13 protein-coding genes are annotated in these 17,315 nt (G+C 48.8%); 6 read left to right on the top strand and 7 right to left on the bottom strand.

The genetic code is table 11. The features are described 5' to 3' along the window. Positions 1-105: 105 nt before the first annotated feature. Positions 106-2,616 carry a phosphocholine-specific phospholipase C gene (locus tag ACYVFD_RS15865; protein WP_461091198.1) on the bottom strand — a complete coding sequence of 837 codons (2,511 nt, stop codon included), beginning with the start codon at positions 2,614-2,616 and terminating at the stop codon, positions 106-108. Between the two features lie 154 nt (positions 2,617-2,770). Here ACYVFD_RS15865 and ACYVFD_RS15870 point away from each other — a divergent pair, with 154 nt between their 5' ends. The 4 genes from ACYVFD_RS15870 to ACYVFD_RS15885 all read left to right on the top strand — a co-directional run bounded on the left by ACYVFD_RS15870 (position 2,771) and on the right by ACYVFD_RS15885 (position 6,553). Further along, positions 2,771-3,193, top strand: coding sequence for an EamA family transporter (locus tag ACYVFD_RS15870; RefSeq protein WP_461091199.1), 423 nt, complete (start codon positions 2,771-2,773; stop codon positions 3,191-3,193). 163 nt (positions 3,194-3,356) lie between these two features. Beyond that, positions 3,357-5,813, top strand: coding sequence for a helix-turn-helix domain-containing protein (locus tag ACYVFD_RS15875; RefSeq protein WP_461091200.1), 2,457 nt, complete (start codon positions 3,357-3,359; stop codon positions 5,811-5,813). A 63-nt stretch (positions 5,814-5,876) separates the two neighbouring features. After that, positions 5,877-6,206 (top strand): DUF433 domain-containing protein, encoded by a 330-nt coding sequence (locus ACYVFD_RS15880; protein ID WP_461091201.1) that lies wholly within the window; start codon positions 5,877-5,879, stop codon positions 6,204-6,206. A 2-nt stretch (positions 6,207-6,208) separates the two neighbouring features. Beyond that, positions 6,209-6,553: a DUF5615 family PIN-like protein gene (locus ACYVFD_RS15885; RefSeq protein ID WP_461091202.1), complete on the top strand. Its 345-nt coding sequence runs from the start codon at positions 6,209-6,211 to the stop codon at positions 6,551-6,553. An 18-nt stretch (positions 6,554-6,571) separates the two neighbouring features. On the opposite strand, the gene ACYVFD_RS15890 is transcribed toward ACYVFD_RS15885, so the two are convergent. The 5 genes from ACYVFD_RS15890 to ACYVFD_RS15910 form a co-directional block, all read right to left on the bottom strand. Further along, on the bottom strand, positions 6,572-7,072 hold the full coding sequence (locus ACYVFD_RS15890) for a DUF6169 family protein (RefSeq protein WP_461091204.1): 501 nt from the start codon (positions 7,070-7,072) through the stop codon (positions 6,572-6,574). Beyond that, positions 7,041-7,217, bottom strand: coding sequence for a hypothetical protein (locus ACYVFD_RS15895; RefSeq protein ID WP_461091206.1), 177 nt, complete (start codon positions 7,215-7,217; stop codon positions 7,041-7,043). Before ACYVFD_RS15895 ends, ACYVFD_RS15890 begins: the two co-directional genes overlap by 32 nt. A gap of 177 nt (positions 7,218-7,394) precedes the next feature. After that, positions 7,395-9,512 (bottom strand): VWA domain-containing protein, encoded by a 2,118-nt coding sequence (locus ACYVFD_RS15900; RefSeq protein WP_461091208.1) that lies wholly within the window; start codon positions 9,510-9,512, stop codon positions 7,395-7,397. Between the two features lie 129 nt (positions 9,513-9,641). Continuing rightward, the gene (gene fabG, locus ACYVFD_RS15905; protein WP_461091210.1) at positions 9,642-10,388 is read right to left on the bottom strand and encodes a 3-oxoacyl-[acyl-carrier-protein] reductase; all 747 of its coding nucleotides are present in this window, start codon (positions 10,386-10,388) and stop codon (positions 9,642-9,644) included. A 181-nt stretch (positions 10,389-10,569) separates the two neighbouring features. Beyond that, positions 10,570-11,769: a hypothetical protein gene (locus ACYVFD_RS15910; RefSeq protein WP_461091212.1), complete on the bottom strand. Its 1,200-nt coding sequence runs from the start codon at positions 11,767-11,769 to the stop codon at positions 10,570-10,572. A 272-nt stretch (positions 11,770-12,041) separates the two neighbouring features. On the opposite strand from ACYVFD_RS15910, the gene ACYVFD_RS15915 reads away from it, so the two are divergent. After that, positions 12,042-12,785: a phosphatidylinositol-specific phospholipase C/glycerophosphodiester phosphodiesterase family protein gene (locus ACYVFD_RS15915; RefSeq protein WP_461091214.1), complete on the top strand. Its 744-nt coding sequence runs from the start codon at positions 12,042-12,044 to the stop codon at positions 12,783-12,785. Between the two features lie 85 nt (positions 12,786-12,870). After that, a complete protein-coding gene (locus ACYVFD_RS15920; protein WP_461091216.1) occupies positions 12,871-14,628 on the top strand; it encodes a GMC oxidoreductase in 1,758 nt (585 codons plus the stop codon). A 142-nt stretch (positions 14,629-14,770) separates the two neighbouring features. On the opposite strand, the gene ACYVFD_RS15925 is transcribed toward ACYVFD_RS15920, so the two are convergent. Beyond that, positions 14,771-17,299, bottom strand: coding sequence for an ATP-dependent Clp protease ATP-binding subunit (locus tag ACYVFD_RS15925; protein ID WP_461091218.1), 2,529 nt, complete (start codon positions 17,297-17,299; stop codon positions 14,771-14,773). Positions 17,300-17,315 lie beyond the last annotated feature (16 nt).

The following is a 17,315-nucleotide window of genomic DNA, read 5'->3' on the forward strand; positions in this document are numbered from 1 at the left end:
GATACACTTTTTTCCTGTTTGTCATTCCGACACAGGAGGAATCTCAATGGGGCTAATTGATTAAGTTTGAGGTTCCTCCTGCGTCGGAATGACAAAAAAACGCTTTTACACCTTATTACTTCTACCCATCAGTGGGTCGCTGAAACCGGCTTTTCCGGTCTCCACCCGACCGGCATAGCGCTGCTCGAAGTCAGCAAAATCGGCCACTTTTATGGTAAAATCATACCAGTTGTAGCTGGTTTTCAGATTCAGCACCACAGTCTGTTGTGCGCCTTTCGCCCCTGCCTTCTCTAAGGTCTTTGTCTGGGTTTTAGCCTGATAGCTATTGTCCAAGAACTGAACGGAATAACTCCGGCTGGCATCCGTATTGGCAAGTTTAACCAATATATTACCCGTAAACTGATTTTTTGCGTCCCGCTCATAAGCGCAGGCAATCGTAATGGGCGGATTTCCGGCAGTCGCTTTAAATTCCCGGTAAAACCCATTCGGGCCCTGAACGCAAAGATGCAAGGGAGCATCGAGCGGCCAATTATCGGTCAGGCTGTCGCCAGCAGATACCGTGTATGACCGAAAATGGACATCATTTGGCAGCATCTGGCAAACTTGAAAGGGTGCCCCCAACGCCTTCTTTCCAAATACCTCATTTTTAGCCGACAACGTCAATTTAAAAACGTTATTGACTACCTGCCCGTCCACGTATAGTTCGTAGGGCAAAGCACAGGAAGCACGAATACCTTCCTCCTGCCGGGGTAAATGCGATGCTGCTTGTGGATTAGCGTTTATTCGGCTGATTTCGTCGCTAGTCAGTTGTTTGAAATTACTGGGAACATCCTTGAACTGAGCCTTATGAATTCCCTCCATAAACGATTGTTTCGCAACAAAGGTGGGAAGCTTGATCGTTTCGCCATGGTAGGGTCGAAATGCCGAGCTTAAATCGCCACAGATCGTTCGTCGCCAGTCGCTAATGTTTGATTCTTTGATAGACTTGCCGGTTTTGTGGCTCAGAAAATTCTCCAGAAACTGAAGGGTTGAGGTATGGTCAAACACTTCCGAGCACACGAATCCTCCCCGGCTCCAGGGTGATGCAATGACCAAAGGCACTCGGAATCCCAGCCCAATTGGCCCGGTACGACCCTCGTTCTTACGCTTACTTTCCTGTTCCTGTGTCACAAATTCCAGACGGGCATCAATTCCCTTACTGTTCTGGCCCGTTTCAGGTTTATCGGGATGGGCCGGAACAAAGGGCGGGACGTGGTCGAAATAGCCGTCGTTTTCGTCGTACGCCAGAATAAAGATCGTTTTCTTCCAGACATCCGGGTTCTGCGTCAGAATATCTATTACTTCCGACAGATACCAGGCACCGTACCAGGGCGCTCCCGGATGGTCGGAGAAGTTTTCGGGCGGTACCAGCCATGATACGGTCGGCAATTTCCGGGCTTTTACATCCTCTCGAAACTGATGCAATACATCGCCCTTCGGTACCTCCATTGTTCGCTTCACACTTCCATCCTGATAGGTCAGTGTTTCTAACTGCCGATAGTCTGGGTCATTTACATTACTCGTAAAGGCTTTCTGGCATAGAGCCTGCTCTCGTTTCGACAACTGAGCAAACTTTTCGGGCCTGTAGTTTACCAGATCCGTCTGTACCGTTTTCTGCCATGCCCGCTGCCGTTCCAGCATTCGTAGTGTTTCGGCATGAGCTTTATCCGTTTCGGGAAGGCTTTTCAGCTTTACTTCCAGTGATTTGATCCGCTCTGGGAGTACTTTTTCCTCCTGTTGCAGAAAAGGATAATAGGTCGGGTGAAACCGGACATGGTACTGCGAAAACCATTCGATGGGGTTATCGGTAAAGTTGCTCAGCCATCCGTCTTCCTCACCCTTTAGGCCAGTCGACAGACTAATTTCGTTCTGGTAAATTTTCCAGGAAATACCAGCCTCTTCCAGCCGCTCGGGAAAGGTCATCCAGCTTACTTCGTCATCGTAATCGACGTTTTCGTTTCGGACATTCGCCATCGCCTTTGGGTCGCGGGGATCACGAATGGTACCCGTCCAGAAATACAATCGGTTTGGGGTAGTGCCTGTAAGCGAGGAGCAGAAGTTCTGATCACAAACGGTGAAGGCATCGGCTAGGGCGTAATAGAATGGAAGGTCCTCCCGGTTGTAATAGCCCAACGTGAGCGGCATATGCGCGTACTCTTTATGACCCGACGGTTTGGCATCCAGCCACTTATCCATTTTACCGCCATTGCGGGCATCGACCTGGTTTTCCCAGGAATGAGGCAGTGAGTGCATCCAGGTCGCTTTAGTATCCTTAATATTCAGCCGAAACGGAGCATAGGTTTCCCCAGCCTTGTTGCTTTGAAGCCAGACTTTGTTTTTGTTCGGCAGCGTAAACGCCCTCGGATCGTTGAACCCCCGAACGCCCTGTAAGGAACCGTACGTATGGTCGAAGGAGCGATTTTCCTGCATCAGAATCACCACATGCTCGGCGTCCAGGTAGGTTGTACCGGGTTGTGGATCAATAGCAAACGCTCGTTGGATGGACTCTGGCAAACCGCCCGAAAGAACCGTTGACAGAAGAGCTGCCTTTTTAAGAAAATCGCGTCTGGAATCCATAGATTACTCGTGTTGATCGTGATTACCTATCCTGGAAATCTGGCTCCGCAGAGCATTCCCAAATGTACAACCCTTATAGAGAAGGCAATTTTATCTTTTTTTAATCATTTAGGCCTCTCTACTGATTTATACGATATACTCTATCAAAAAGGCTATGTGGATTGTATTTGCGTTGTCGGCCGCTTTATCGGCGGCTATTGTTGTTACACTATCAAAAGCGGGTATTAAAGATCTTGATTCCAGTCTGGCGTTTGCTATTCAGTCGGTAATGATCCTGATCGTATCGTGGAGCGTGGTCATTTCGCAGGGCCTTCTGACCGATATTCCCCGCATTGAGCGCCGGGTTTGGATTTATCTGCTTGTGGCGGGGGTGGTCACCTGCTTGTCGTCGCTGCTTTCGTTTAGGGCGTTGAAGCTGGGTCATGCTTCTCAGGTATCACCTATTACCAACTGCTCACTGATTTTTTCGGTTATTCTGGCGATGATTTTCCTGAAAGAAAAAGTCAACTGGCAGGTCATAGCTGGTGCCTTGCTTATGGGAGTCGGAGCCATCATCATTGCCATCTCCCGTGACTGAGACGAACCAGCGATAAAATCAATTAAACCACGAATAATTATGGACTTGAAATACGTCGCGTCTATAGCGTCTTAGTGGTTTATAATACCAAACTAAACAGCCATCCAAGTAAAAAGACAGCACTAAAATGAGTACTTTTGTATACGTATAATGCTGTGTTGGTATGCCTGCCCCCGTAAACGAAAGACTTGCTCTTGCCCATCAATTTGTTCTACACACAAATCGAAATATTTTTCTGACCGGGAAAGCTGGAACGGGAAAAACAACGTTTCTGCACCAGGTTAAACAACTCAGTGCCAAGCGACTTGCGGTGGTTGCACCAACGGGTGTAGCGGCCATCAATGCCGGAGGTGTTACCATCCATTCTCTGTTTCAACTTCCGTTTGGTCCATTGGTACCAGGGTCTACTTTACGTGAAAGCCGCAAGTTTAACAAAGAAAAAATCCGGCTCCTCCGTACCCTCGATCTGCTCATTATCGATGAAATCAGTATGGTTCGGGCCGATATTCTGGATGGTATTGACGAGGTACTACGCCGGTATCGGAACAACAGCCAGCCCTTTGGCGGTGTCCAGCTCCTGCTCATCGGCGATATGCAGCAATTGCCACCCGTCATCCGGGATGAAGAATGGGAACTGCTGAAACCGCATTACGAAACCGGTTATTTTTTCGGTAGCAAAGCTTTAAGCCATACACCCTACATCTCGATCGAACTGACGCACATCTATCGACAAGCCGATGCCCGGTTCATCAGTTTGCTGAACAGCATCCGCGAGAAAACGATTACCCGCGACCAGCTTGCCGAGCTTAATCAACGTCATATTCCCGATTTTTCTCCCCGTGATGAAGAAGGCTATATTACGTTGTCGACCCATAACACAACGGCCCAGCAGATCAACAGCAACAAACTCAACAACCTAAAAACGGCGCTGCACACGTTCGATGCTACGATAGAAGGAGACTTTCCAGCTACGATTTACCCGACCGAAGCCAATCTTGACCTGAAAGTTGGGGCACAGGTGATGTTTATCAAAAATGACATCTCGCGGGAGAAACGCTATTACAATGGCAAAATCGGGCAGATCGTCGATATTGATGACGATATCATTTACGTCAAATGTGGCGATGATGACGAAATAATCGATGTGCTCCCTACCGACTGGACTAACCTCCGGTACAGCCTCGACCCAACGACCAAAGAAATCAAGGCCGAAGCCATTGGTACATTCCGGCAATTTCCGCTTAAACTTGCCTGGGCCATCACCATCCACAAAAGTCAGGGCCTTACGTTTGAGAAAGCCATTATTGATGCTTCAGCGGCCTTTGCGCATGGACAGGTGTATGTGGCGCTGAGCCGTTGCAAAACGCTCGATGGACTGGTATTGCGTTCACGAATCCCGTCACACAGTATCAAAACCGAGCAGACACTGGAAGATTTCCACGACGACCTCATCCAGCAAACGCCTACCGAACAGCACCTGCACGACTCCAAGCGGACCAATCAGCAGCAGTTATTACTGGATCTGTTTTCGTTCGAACGCGCCAATTCGTTGCTGTACCGTTGTCGCCGGGTGGTCAATGAACACAAAAGCAGCGTCGATCCGGAATGTGGGCCTATCATTACGCAACTGACCGACAATCTACGTGATAAAGCTCGGGAAATCAGTATCCGGTTTCAGAAGCAGTTAGGGACCTATTTTGCGGATGAACGTCTACCGGAGGAGAACGCCGATTTGCAGGAGCGTATCGGCAAGGCGGTCACTTATTTCCGGGCCTTGCTTGGCGATGAGTTGTTGCCGTTACTTCGCCGTTGCCCTACCGATTGTGATAACAAACAGGTGCGTGAGTCGTTGCTGGAAGTACTGGATGAACTGGAAAAAGAGTTGTTTGTCAAACTACGCGCCTTCGAGAGTTGCCATAACGGTTTCGATGCATTGGCTTACCTACAGGCTCGTAACCATGCCGAACTGGATTTCCAGCCCGAACGCAAAAACTTTGATCAGCAACCAGAAGTCGGCACTGAAAAATCAGGGCGTGGTGGCCTGTATGGTGCTTTGATAAAATGGCGCGACGATCTGGCGGGTGAACATGACACCTCAGGCTATATGGTACTCCCCCAGAAAACCATCGCCGAACTGGCCCGCGTCCGCCCAACTACGCTGGAAGAACTCCTGACGATCAAAGGCTTTGGCAAGACCAAAGTAAAGCAACTTGGCCAGGAAGTATTGCGGATTATTAAAGACTATCTGGAGCGACCTAAAGCTACCAAAGAGTCGAAAGTAAAAGAGAAGAAGATTAAAGAGCCTAAAATTCCGTCGACTACACAAACGCTCGTACTCTTTCAGACCGGCAAAACCATTCCTGAAATCGCTACCGAACGGGGCTTTGCTATTTCGACCATCGAAGGCCATCTGGCGCAGTGCATCAACCGAGGTGAGTTAAACGTCGACGCTGTATTACCTTCCGACCGCATTCAACTCATCCGTACTCATCTCGAAACTACCCCGTCGGCTACGTTTACCGAACTGATTCAGAGCATCGGTAATGGCGTCACTTACAGCGAAATCCGATTCGTCAACAGTGCCATCCGAGCTGAGCTGGGCGAAGTTGAGCAGGAGTAAGTAATGTTGATTAAGTTTTGATAACTTTGGTAACTATGTCGTATTGAGTCGTTATATTTTACAATGAGTACAGCTATCCAAGAGTCCGAAGCCCTCTTAAGTCGCCTAACGCGTGCAGAGAAAGCTCAATTACTACAATGGCTCGTTCAGGACTTAGGCGATTCATTCCCTGGAATTGAACGTCAACCCGGCGTTCAGGGCGGAGCCGCATGTATTGTTCGGACACGTATTCCTGTTTGGGTCTTGCAACAAGCCCGTGAATTAGGTAGTTCAGAAGCCGATTTGTTAGTAGCCTACCCTTCATTACGAGCCGAAGATTTAGCGAATGCCTGGCACTACGTCCGTAGTCACGTTGATGAAATAGCCCAATCGATTGCCGAAAACGAAGAATAAGAATGGCTAAACTCCTTGCGGATGAAAACATACCTTTTCCAGTTGTTCAACAACTCCGCTTATATGGCCACGACGTACAAACTATTTTGGAATTAAATTTAGCCGGTCAGGCTGTCCCTGACGATCATGTGCTGGCTATAGCCACTTCCTTATATCGATGCCTGATCACCTTGAATCGAAAAGATTTTATCCGGCTTCACAATCAACAACCGAATCATGCCGGTATAATAATCTGCACTTTTGACTCCAACTTTACAGCTTTAGCCGAACGTATTCATAACTGTCTGGCGCAGTCAGAGCCACTCATAACAGGCCAGTTACTACGAGTCCAACGGCCTAATTTATGAGGGTTTATGTCAAAACACTTACTTATCAGCTTCAGCTAAGCTTTTGAAGAGTTCAACAAATTGGCTAAAATAAGGATTTTTCCTGCTCAAGATGCCGGAAAGAATTGTATGGCGATCACCATCGGGAAGCCAAGCGTCCATTTTGAATAAATCGGTCGCCGTATTGTTGGAAAACCAACTGGTAAATTTTCGGAAGCGGGCCTTCTCCCGACCATCCGAACTATCGCAGATGTAAATAATAACGTGTTCTAAAGACCGGAAGAAATCGTAGAAAATAGCCAGAATTGTTGGCTCTGTAAGCGGATCGGCTGGGATGCGTTTTCCGGTCGGATTATCGGCCACGGCAATGACCATTTCGAACGCATTCACCCGCCCCTCTATATAATCGACAAATAAATAATCGGAAGGGACAAACTTAATCGCGTACCTTACTTTATCGTATGTCGAAAAGGAATATGAGTTATGGTCACCACCAATGAATTCAAATTCATACCTGCTTATTTGCTCGTCGTTCGGCATTTTTTTTATCTAATCGTTCAAAAATGGCCCGATACTCCGGGTCATTTTGGTAGCGCTCCCGGGCTTCCCGCTGCACCTGCTCTTTTACTTCCACCAGCTTTCGGATTTTTTCGCGGGCGGTCATGGGCTTAGTTGGAGTCTCCATTGTAGTCATTGTTAGTTAGACGAATATACACTCAGAATGTTTCTGATTACATTTAAAAACACAAAAGCCGCAACAATTAGTTTATCAGTCTGAAAAAGCTGAACGTAAAATAGCAGCGGTTCACCGAAACAATACGTTTGTTCAGTGAACCGCTGTCGTTTTTAGCGTTGATTCTGCCTAGTACCCGCCGTAGAATTTCCGCAGGCCCCATTCGACGGCAGCCAGCGTCAACACGAAGAAGAACAGCCATTTCCAGTTAATCAGCTCGTTCATTTCTTCCGTGCTGGTCAGTCGGGCCGGGTGCGAACGGTCGGTCAGGTTTTTCACAAGGTCGTCCATACGATTGACGGCGTAAAATTGACCTCCCGTTTGCTGCGACAACTGACGCAACATGCCATGATCGGCAGTGGTATTGAGAGCTTCCAGTTGCAGATCGCGTACGACGAACTGACCCGACGATTGTTCGGCCTTTTCATTGATGGTAACCGTTGCCCGGAACCGATACGCTCCTTCTGGCAATCGACTGATTTCGAAACGGCGATTAGATGATGTCGGTGTATAATTGAATGATCGAGTGATTCCCTTTTCGTCGCTAATTTCAAGCCGAACCGGTTTATCAAAAATCTCTTCATAAATATCGTTGTAGAGTTCAGTCTCGAAAATGACTTTATCTCCTACCACAAACTCATTCCGAATCGGATATACACGAAGCTTACGCCGATCTTCTTTCACCGAAATCAGTTGGATTACTTTCTGAATCAACTCATCGACAACATCCTGTTTGTCGGTCAGGGCATATTCTTCCAGACGCCAGGACCAAAGGCCTTCTCCGGCCAGCACAGCCGTTTTGCGAGGGCTAGTCACATTCAGCGCCAGCAATGGTTTCGCCGTTTTGATACTTCCTACCTGTTGCCACAACACAACCTCGCTGCCGGACTGCAACCGGTACTCACCATAGGGAACCGACATGGGTGGTAGCTTGGACAGAATTTCGAGTCGGGATGGATCGAGATTCAACTGTCGAAATTCAGGGTTAAACACGCCCGTCACTTTGTCGCTCTGGTTGGGCTGCGCCGAAACCTGAACCACCGAATTGGAGGTATTGAATGGCCCCATCGACGACTGATTCCCAAGGACAAACAACACCGGGGTATTTTTCGAGAAATACTTTTGAAGCAAGGGGTTACCCACTCCCCCATTGTCGGGAATCTGGTGCAGAATGATCAGATCGTACGTTTTATCGGCCGGTGGCGTAGCTTCGGCAGCTGTTCCGGTCAGGATACGTATATCCAGTTCGTAGTTCTGGTTATGCTCCAGAATATTGCGAATGGCTTTTACGTCCGGGTGTGGAGCCAAGGCCAGTAAAAGTACCTTCTCTTTCCCATCGATCACATCCAGATAGACATCCTGCCGGTTGTTGCGGGTACTGAATTCACCCGGCTGTGGCAAGACTTCGACAACGTAATGCTGAACGCCTTTCTGCGTTGCTGTAGTCTGGAAATTAACCTGGTTGAAGGTATCGTTCTTGCCAAAGTTGACCGATTGCCGCCCTAGCTCTTTCCCATTCTGACGCAGTACAACCGTAGTGCTTCGGCCCTGAAACCCATTGCTGACGACTTCGGCCTGTACAGGAAACTGATTACCTAAATACGCAATCCGATTGGCAATTACGCCCTTAAGCTGAATATCTTTTTTGGCAACGGTATCGCCCAGTCCCACCGTCTGAACAGCAAACGGATACTGTCCAAACGTTGGTGACACTCCCTGGTTAAAAATCCCATCGGTTATTAGAACCACATCGGTCAGGTTACGTCCTTCGTAATCCGAACGGATGCTGGAGAGCAACCCTGACAGATCGGTTGTACGACGCGTGAATGGAATCTGGGTCAGATCACCGTCGGTGACCGTATCGGCCAGTGTTCGAACGGTTACGTCGAGCCCTTTATCGGCCAACTGCTGACGAAGCGTTTGCAAACCAGCCAGCGCTTTGTCCAGATTAGGTCGCCCCGCTCCCGCGATGGATTCTGAGTTATCGATCGCCAGCACCACCTTCGGCTTTTCGGTCAGCGTACGCAAGCTCCGGATCAGTGGATTTAAGAGCAAAAAGCACAGAAAACTAACCACCACGAAGCGCAAAGCGGCTAGTCCATACGTAGTTCGCTTATCGAAGCCACCAACCGTTACCCCACTACCTGCCAGACGCGGCAACGGCTGGTACATAGCGAAGGCATACACGGCCCCAACAAGCAAACAAACAAAAATCCACCAGGGTGAGGACTGAAAGATAAAATCCATTTTTTTAGGAGTGAGGAGCGAGGAGTGAGTAATAGTATTAGGAGCGAGGAGTGAGAATCCGTCCGGTAACATGGGTTTGCGTCAGCATTCTCACTCCTCGCTCCTAATACTATTACTCACTCCTCACTACTAGGTTAACATTCCTCCGTCCACTTGCAGCACCTGCCCGGTGATGTAGCGGGAGAGGTCGGAAGCCAGAAAAACGGCACAGTCGGCTACTTCTTCAGGTTGGCCTCCTCGCTTCATCGGAATCTGTTGCTTCCAGTCTTCGAGTGCCTTTTCATTGATTTCACCGGTCATTTCGGTTTCGATAAAACCCGGAGCAATGGCATTGGAACGGATATTCCGTGATCCCAATTCCAAGGCTACCGATTTAGTAAATCCGATGATTCCTGCTTTCGAAGCCGCATAGTTGGCCTGGCCTGCATTACCCCGGATACCGACTACCGATGTAATATTGATGATCGAACCCGTTTTAGCCTTCATCATCGGCTTGGTAGCCGCTTTTGTTAGGTTAAATACTGACTTTAAATTAACGTTAATTACGGTGTCCCATTGTTCTTCCGACATCCGCATTAATAATCCATCGCGGGTTATACCGGCATTGTTGATCAATACGTCGAGCTTACCAAAGTCAGCAATCACCTGACTTACCAGTTCTTCGGCCGCCTGATAATTGGAGGCATCAGACCGATAGCCTTTTACCTGCCCGCCAAAAGCCCGAAGTTCGTCTTCCAAGGCCTGGCCTTTTTCAACACTCGACAAATAGGTGAAGGCAACGGTGGCACCTTCCTGGGCAAATTTCTGGGCCATAGCCCGACCAATTCCGCGCGACGCGCCAGTAATGAGGGCGACTTTTCCTGCTAATAAATTCATTTTTATAAAGAGCGAAAGAGTGAAAGAGCGAAAGACCGGACCGCCGGAGCGGTGAAAAAGCGAGCAAGTAATGTATCCACTATCTACTCATTCGCTCTTTCAGTCTTTCGCTCTTTCACTCTTTATTTTTTTACTGTGTCAAAAATAGCGGTTTGGGTGTAAATGACAAGGCATTACCCGGCTATTGCAATACATATCGAAGTGCAAAAGCCCCTGTTAACCCGGCTGAAATTTTTCCACTCCATGTTTTAATCGCCCCAGGTTGTTCAGACCTACCCGCTGGCAAATAGGAAACCGAGGCATTTAGTAGTGATGTCTCAATGATAAATCGCTGCCCAGCCATATAAGCCAATCCAAGCCGAATGCTCCCATCAATTAAATATCCTTTATAATCCCCCGACGTATAGTGATTGTACCCTGCTCCTACGCGTGTGTACGGGGTTAAGCGCGTCGATAACCAATACTGCTGAAAATAAGGCTCAATGCCCACTGTCCATACTTCATCTTGGGTAGTCGAAGCGCCAGGACTGGAAAAATTGCTTCTACTATACATGATGGGGATGCTAACACCCAACAAGCTATTCTTTTTGACAAAAAAACCGATCGACGGACTAACTGAGTAAACAGAGCTTTTATCCTGATAGGCGATCTGCCCTGCCCCAGCAGCCTGATTGGTGCCCTGATGGTTTACCGAAAACCCACCCTCCAAAATCCACCTTCCTGCATCTGTTTGCCAATTCTCCCGTTGTTCCTGAGCAGTTGCTGTCCGTCCGGGCCCAGTCCAGTACACTAATCCGGCACCCAGTCCAGCAGTTGTCAATGGGAATGAATTGGTGCTGGCCACTAGTTGTATTCCCAACCGATTGGTTAGCAAATAGTTCACCCCAGCTTCCACTTGTGGAGTAACATTAGTTGTCGATGTTTTTCGTCCCGATTCGATTAATTGTCCATTAACATCAAAATACGATTGCTTACTTCCATGCGTAGTAACGGAAACCCCGGCTCCTGCAAATACATAAACGGCCCCTACCTGCCAATATCGACGGACAAAAGGAGTAACTGTGATCGCATAAAATGTATTCGGATAGGTTCGATCTGGATTATCTGACTGATTTTGTTGGTTTTGTGTTAAAGAACCTGACACCGACAAAGCTGCCAACCAATTATCTTTCCAGAAACGACCGGCCGTGATGGTTAGCGCGGGCGCCCAATTCGTTAGTATACTCGTTGGTCCCGCATTGGAAATAGTAGAAAAAGGACGCGTTTGTCGATCATAGGTGGCTGAAACACTCCCACTGAGAATACCATTTCCTTTCTGGGTCTGCGCATAAACGACGTTCAGACTGGGCAACCCAATAAGCAGTATAAGTAGTTTTTTCATAACGTGAAGCATCGTCTTGATATGGATTTGAAAGCCCGCACAAATTTTGTTTTCATTCTTGAAGCAATCTATTGCTTTTACCCATGGACTTATCCAATATTATATTAAATTTTGTCAATATTAATTCAAGTGCAACTTTCTAATGAACTACAAGTGCATTCATTTGCGATTGCCGTACCAGCCCCTTACTTTGCTTCGGAATTAGAACGGCTCTACGTGCAGCCTGTTCCTTAATCAAGCCTAATTCGTTAAGCCTTTCAACTAATCTCGCCATGCTACGCATTTTACTACTCATACAATTAACGGTTTCGATCGCATTTGCCCAGAAAATTCATTCGCATAACGACTATGCTAAGGCCCATCCTTTTACGGATGCCTACGAGCAACGCGCCGATTTCATTGAAGCCGACATTTGGCTTCAGAATGGAAAACTGGTTGTTTCACACGACAAACCAGGCACTAATGCCCCTACCCTCGATTCACTCTATCTGAAACCGATTGTCCGGCTGTTTAGTCAGTTCAAAGACAAACCCAGCTCCGATCGAGACTATACATTCAATCTGGTGGTTGATGTAAAAGATAATCCAACCGAAGTGCTTCCGTTGCTGATAAATCTACTGGAACAAAACTTACCCGTTTTCAATCGGGCCGCCAACCCTAAAGCAATTCAGGTGATTATCAGCGGTAACCGGCCAAAAATCCCCAATTATTTCGACTACCCCCTTGTCCAGTTCGATGGGCGGCCGAGCGAAGTGTATGACGACGAGACCCTTCAGCGAATTGCGCTCATCAGCGATAATTTTCAGTTGTATTCGCATTGGGATGGGAATGGTGAACTTTCAGAACAAGACCGCGAAAAGCTTAAGCGTGTTATCAAACGGGCCCATAACGACAAAAAACCCATCCGTTTCTGGGCCATTCCTGATACATCCAACGCCTGGAAGCAGTTAAAAAAGCTCGGCGTTGATGTCATCAACACCGATAAAGTGGCCGAGTGTGTACAAGCCATGCGGTGATTCTATACTCCATCAGTAAACTTAACGGCTTTTTAACTTTTAATGCTACTATTTACTGAAAGACTATTCTTGTAGCCCCCAACATATGGAAGTCCCACAACTCAAAAAAGCCCCAACCGTATACGATGTCGTTATTGTCGGTTCTGGCGCTGGTGGCGGTATGGCCGCGTACACGCTCGCCAAAGCGGGCGCTAAAGTCGCTCTGCTCGAAGCAGGTGGCTATTACGACCCCGCTGACCCGAAGTACATTACCCAATTGAAATGGCCCTGGGAATCCCCCCGGCGTGGAGCGTCTACCGAATTCCGTTCGGGAGGTGATTTCGACGCGGCTTGGGGTGGCTGGGAAATCGAAGGGGAACCGTATTCTACCGTTGGCGGTACGGAGTTCGGCTGGTTCCGTTCCCGCATGCTTGGAGGCCGCACCAACCACTGGGGACGTATTTCCCTGCGGTTTGGCCCTGACGATTTCCGGCGGGGTTCTATTTCCGGCGTCGGCGACGACTGGCCTATTGGCTACGAGGACATGAAGCCGTATTACGACAAAACGGATAAACTCATTGGCGTATTTGGCACTAATCTGCCTGATTTCCCAAATGAGCCAGACGGCTATTTCCTGCCTCCTCCCAAGCCTCGACTGCACGAACTGATGCTGCGAAAGGCGGGCAAAAGTATAGGTGTTCCAATAGTACCATCGCGCTTAAGTATTCTGACTAAGCCCATTAATAATGAGCGGGGGCAATGTTTTTACTGCCATCAGTGCAACCGGGGTTGTCAGGCTTATGCCGATTTTTCGGCCTCATCAGTACTCTGTATTCCGGCGGTTAAAACGGGTAATGTAACGCTCATCAATGGGGCTATGGCCCGTGAAGTATTAACTGATCCTCAGACCGGCCTGGCAACGGGTGTTAGTTATGTTGACAAAGCTACCTTACAGGAGATAACGATCAAGGCCAAAGCCGTAATGCTGGGAGCCAGTACCTGCGAATCGGCCCGGATACTTCTAAACTCAAAATCGTCGCGTTTCCCAAATGGGTTGGCCAATAGTAGTGGCGTAGTAGGCAAATACCTGAACGACTCTACAGGGGCCAGCCGGTCTGGTTTCGTACCTGCCCTGATGGATCGTAAGCGCTACAACGAAGATGGTGTTGGCGGTATGCACGTCTTTACCCCCTGGTGGCTCGACAATAAGAAATTAGACTTTCCTCGTGGCTATCACATCGAATACGGCGGTGGCATGGGAATGCCGGGCGCCGGTTTTGGGGGCGGCATCGAATCCTTAAATGGTCGGATTCCCGGCCGGGATGGCAAGATGAAAACCGCAGGGGGTTACGGTAAAGACCTGAAAGACGATTACCGTCGATTCTACGGTGCTTATATCAGCATGTCGGGCCGTGGTGAGCCTGTCCCTCTCGAAAGCAACTACTGCGAAATTGACCCGAACCGAGTTGATAAATACGGTATTCCGACACTTCGTTTCCACTACAAATGGTCGGACTACGAAGTGAAGCAGGCGAAGCACATGCAGGATACCTTTGAAGAAATTATCCATGCGATGGGTGGCATTGCGCTCGGCTCGAAACCTGGTCCTGATTCGGGGCATGGGTATGGCTTAGCTGCTCCCGGACGAATCATTCACGAAGTAGGTACGGTTCGTATGGGTAACGATCCCAAAAAGTCGGCCCTGAACAAGTTCCAGCAGGCCCACGACGTGAAAAACCTGTTTGTCGTCGATGCTGCTCCCTTCGTTTCCCAGGGCGACAAAAACGTGACCTGGACCATCCTGGCCGCTTCGATGCGTACGTCAGAGTATCTGATCGATCAGGTGAAGCAGAAGAATATTTAAACAAGTAACGCGGCTGGGAAGCCGTGAAGCCGAAGGCTAATAGGTTAATTAGCCTTCGGCTTCACGGCTTCCCAGCCGCGTTACAAAACAAAAAGGCCTCCCAACTCTAGAGCTGGAAGGCCTTTTTGTTTACTTACTTATCTTATTCAACCACGGCTTCGGGCTTCCTGACGGTGATGGTCAGGGTTTCGCCTTCACCACTGTAATCAGCCATGATCACGTCGCCTTCCTTCAGTTCTCCTTTCAGGATTTCTTCGGCAACGGGGTCTTCGAGGTAGCGTTGGATAGCCCGGCTTAATGGACGAGCACCATACTGCTGATCGTATCCTTTTTCGGCCAGGAAGTCCTTCGCTTTGTCGGTCAGCTCTACCCGGTAACCCAGGTTGATGACACGGCCCAGCAGTTTGCCCAGCATCAGGTCAATGATTTTGTGGATATCTTCCCGCAGCAGCGAGTTGAATACAATCACATCGTCCAGACGGTTGAGGAATTCGGGCGAGAATGCCTTCCGCAGCGCGCTTTGAATCGTGCTCTTCATCAGTTCATCCTGGCTTTCGGCATTCCGCTTGGTAGCGAAACCTATACCCGCTCCGAAATCTTTCAGGTCACGCACTCCGATGTTTGAGGTCATGATGATGATCGTGTTGCGGAAATCGACCCGGCGCCCCAGACCATCGGTCAGGATACCATCGTCCAGCACTTGCAGCAAGATGTTAAATACATCCGGGTGTGCTTTCTCGATCTCGTCCAGCAGCACGACGCTGTAAGGTTTCCGGCGAATTTTCTCGGTCAACTGACCACCTTCTTCGTACCCGACATAGCCCGGAGGAGCGCCCACCAGACGGCTCACGCTGAATTTCTCCATATACTCCGACATGTCGATACGAACCAGCGCATCGTCTTTATCGAAGAGGTAAGTAGCCAGTACTTTCGCTAATTCGGTCTTACCAACACCGGTTGGACCAAGGAAGATAAACGAGCCGATCGGTTTCTTTGGATCTTTCAGACCAACGCGCGTCCGTTGAATGGCTTTCACCAGCTTCTCGATAGCGGCATTTTGTCCGATAACCCGGCCTTTCAGCTCTTCGCCCATGTTAATGAGCTTCTTGCCTTCGTCGTTCGAGACGCTCGTAACCGGAATACCTGTCATCATCGCAACGACTTCAGCCACGTTTTCTTCGTTGACCGTATAGCGACGTTTCTTGGTATCTTCTTCCCAGGCTTGTTTTGCCCGCTCCAGTTGATCGATCAGGCGTTTTTCCTTGTCGCGGAGTTGAGCAGCTTCTTCGTACTTCTGGCTCTTGACAACCTGATTTTTCTCTTTCTTGATATTCTCGATCTGTTCTTCCAGTCTTAGAATATCTTCAGGAACGGTAATGTTTGAGATGTGAACACGAGCACCTACTTCGTCAAGTACATCGATAGCCTTATCGGGCAGGAAGCGGTCAGAGATATAACGCTCCGACAGTTTCACCGCAGCCTCAATGGCTTCTTTGGTGTAATTGACGTGGTGGTGATCTTCGTATTTATCCTTGATGTTGTTCAGGATTTCGATGGTTTCGTCAATCGACGTCGCATCGACCATCACCATCTGGAAACGACGGGCCAACGCACCATCTTTCTCAATGTACTGACGGTATTCGTCCAGCGTAGTCGCACCAATACATTGAATATCGCCCCGAGCCAGAGCCGGTTTGAACATGTTCGAGGCATCGAGCGAACCTGAAGCACCACCTGCTCCAACGATGGTATGCAACTCATCGATAAACAGAATGACTTCTGGCGATTTTTCCAGCTCGTTCATCACGGCCTTCATACGCTCTTCAAACTGGCCCCGATATTTGGTACCGGCTACCAGCGACGCCAGATCGAGTGTGACTACCCGTTTACCGAACAGCACCCGAGAGACTTTCTTCTGCACAATACGCAGGGCAAGTCCTTCAGCAATGGCGGTTTTACCTACGCCCGGTTCACCAATCAGGATTGGGTTATTTTTCTTCCGGCGGCTCAGGATCTGGGCTACGCGTTCGATTTCTTTTTCACGGCCAACGATAGGGTCGAGCTTACCTACTTCAGCCAGTTTGGTCAGATCGCGTCCGAAGTTATCCAGAACAGGAGTCCGGGATTTTTCAGACCCTTTCGGATCTTTTCCTGAGCTGGAGCTGCTTCCGCCAAACATGCCCCGGTCGTTGTCGTCATCGTCGGTTTCGGGGCCCATCACTGGTCGGCTACCCGATGATTGATATTCCAACATCTCCTTAATGACTTCGTAATTAATATTAAACTTATTGAGAATCTGCGTGGCGACATTGTCTTCATCACGTAGAATCGATAGTAGAAGGTGCTCCGTTCCGATAAGCGGGCTTTTGAAAATCTTAGCCTCCAAATAGGTGATTTTCAGCGTTTTTTCCGACTGACGTGTCAGCGGGATATTCGCCAGGTTTTTCACGTTGTTGGTAGCAGTCCCTTTCGTGGCCTGTTCAATGGTAACCCGGAGTTCGTCGAGCGAGATGCCTAGTTTTTTCAGCAACCCGACAGCTACACCCTCCCCTTCACGAATCATACCGAGCAACAGGTGCTCTGTGCCAATATAATCGTGGCCTAAGCGTAAGGCTTCTTCCCGGCTCAGCGTGATAACTTCCTTGACGCGATTTGAGAATTTTGCTTCCATTCGTTTTAGGGTCTCC

The sequence above is a fragment of the Spirosoma gilvum genome, assembly GCF_054776815.1.

Bases quoted from the DNA above. Each gene is read 5' to 3' on its own strand.
- ACYVFD_RS15865 (WP_461091198.1), bottom strand. From the start codon at position 2,616: ATGGATTCCAGACGCGATTTTCTTAAAAAGGCAGCTCTTCTGTCAACG.
- ACYVFD_RS15870 (WP_461091199.1), top strand. From the start codon at position 2,771: ATGTGGATTGTATTTGCGTTGTCGGCCGCTTTATCGGCGGCTATTGTT.
- ACYVFD_RS15875 (WP_461091200.1), top strand. From the start codon at position 3,357: ATGCCTGCCCCCGTAAACGAAAGACTTGCTCTTGCCCATCAATTTGTT.
- ACYVFD_RS15880 (WP_461091201.1), top strand. From the start codon at position 5,877: ATGAGTACAGCTATCCAAGAGTCCGAAGCCCTCTTAAGTCGCCTAACG.
- ACYVFD_RS15885 (WP_461091202.1), top strand. From the start codon at position 6,209: ATGGCTAAACTCCTTGCGGATGAAAACATACCTTTTCCAGTTGTTCAA.
- ACYVFD_RS15890 (WP_461091204.1), bottom strand. From the start codon at position 7,072: ATGCCGAACGACGAGCAAATAAGCAGGTATGAATTTGAATTCATTGGT.
- ACYVFD_RS15895 (WP_461091206.1), bottom strand. From the start codon at position 7,217: ATGGAGACTCCAACTAAGCCCATGACCGCCCGCGAAAAAATCCGAAAG.
- ACYVFD_RS15900 (WP_461091208.1), bottom strand. From the start codon at position 9,512: ATGGATTTTATCTTTCAGTCCTCACCCTGGTGGATTTTTGTTTGTTTG.
- fabG (WP_461091210.1), bottom strand. From the start codon at position 10,388: ATGAATTTATTAGCAGGAAAAGTCGCCCTCATTACTGGCGCGTCGCGC.
- ACYVFD_RS15910 (WP_461091212.1), bottom strand. From the start codon at position 11,769: ATGAAAAAACTACTTATACTGCTTATTGGGTTGCCCAGTCTGAACGTC.
- ACYVFD_RS15915 (WP_461091214.1), top strand. From the start codon at position 12,042: ATGCTACGCATTTTACTACTCATACAATTAACGGTTTCGATCGCATTT.
- ACYVFD_RS15920 (WP_461091216.1), top strand. From the start codon at position 12,871: ATGGAAGTCCCACAACTCAAAAAAGCCCCAACCGTATACGATGTCGTT.
- ACYVFD_RS15925 (WP_461091218.1), bottom strand. From the start codon at position 17,299: ATGGAAGCAAAATTCTCAAATCGCGTCAAGGAAGTTATCACGCTGAGC.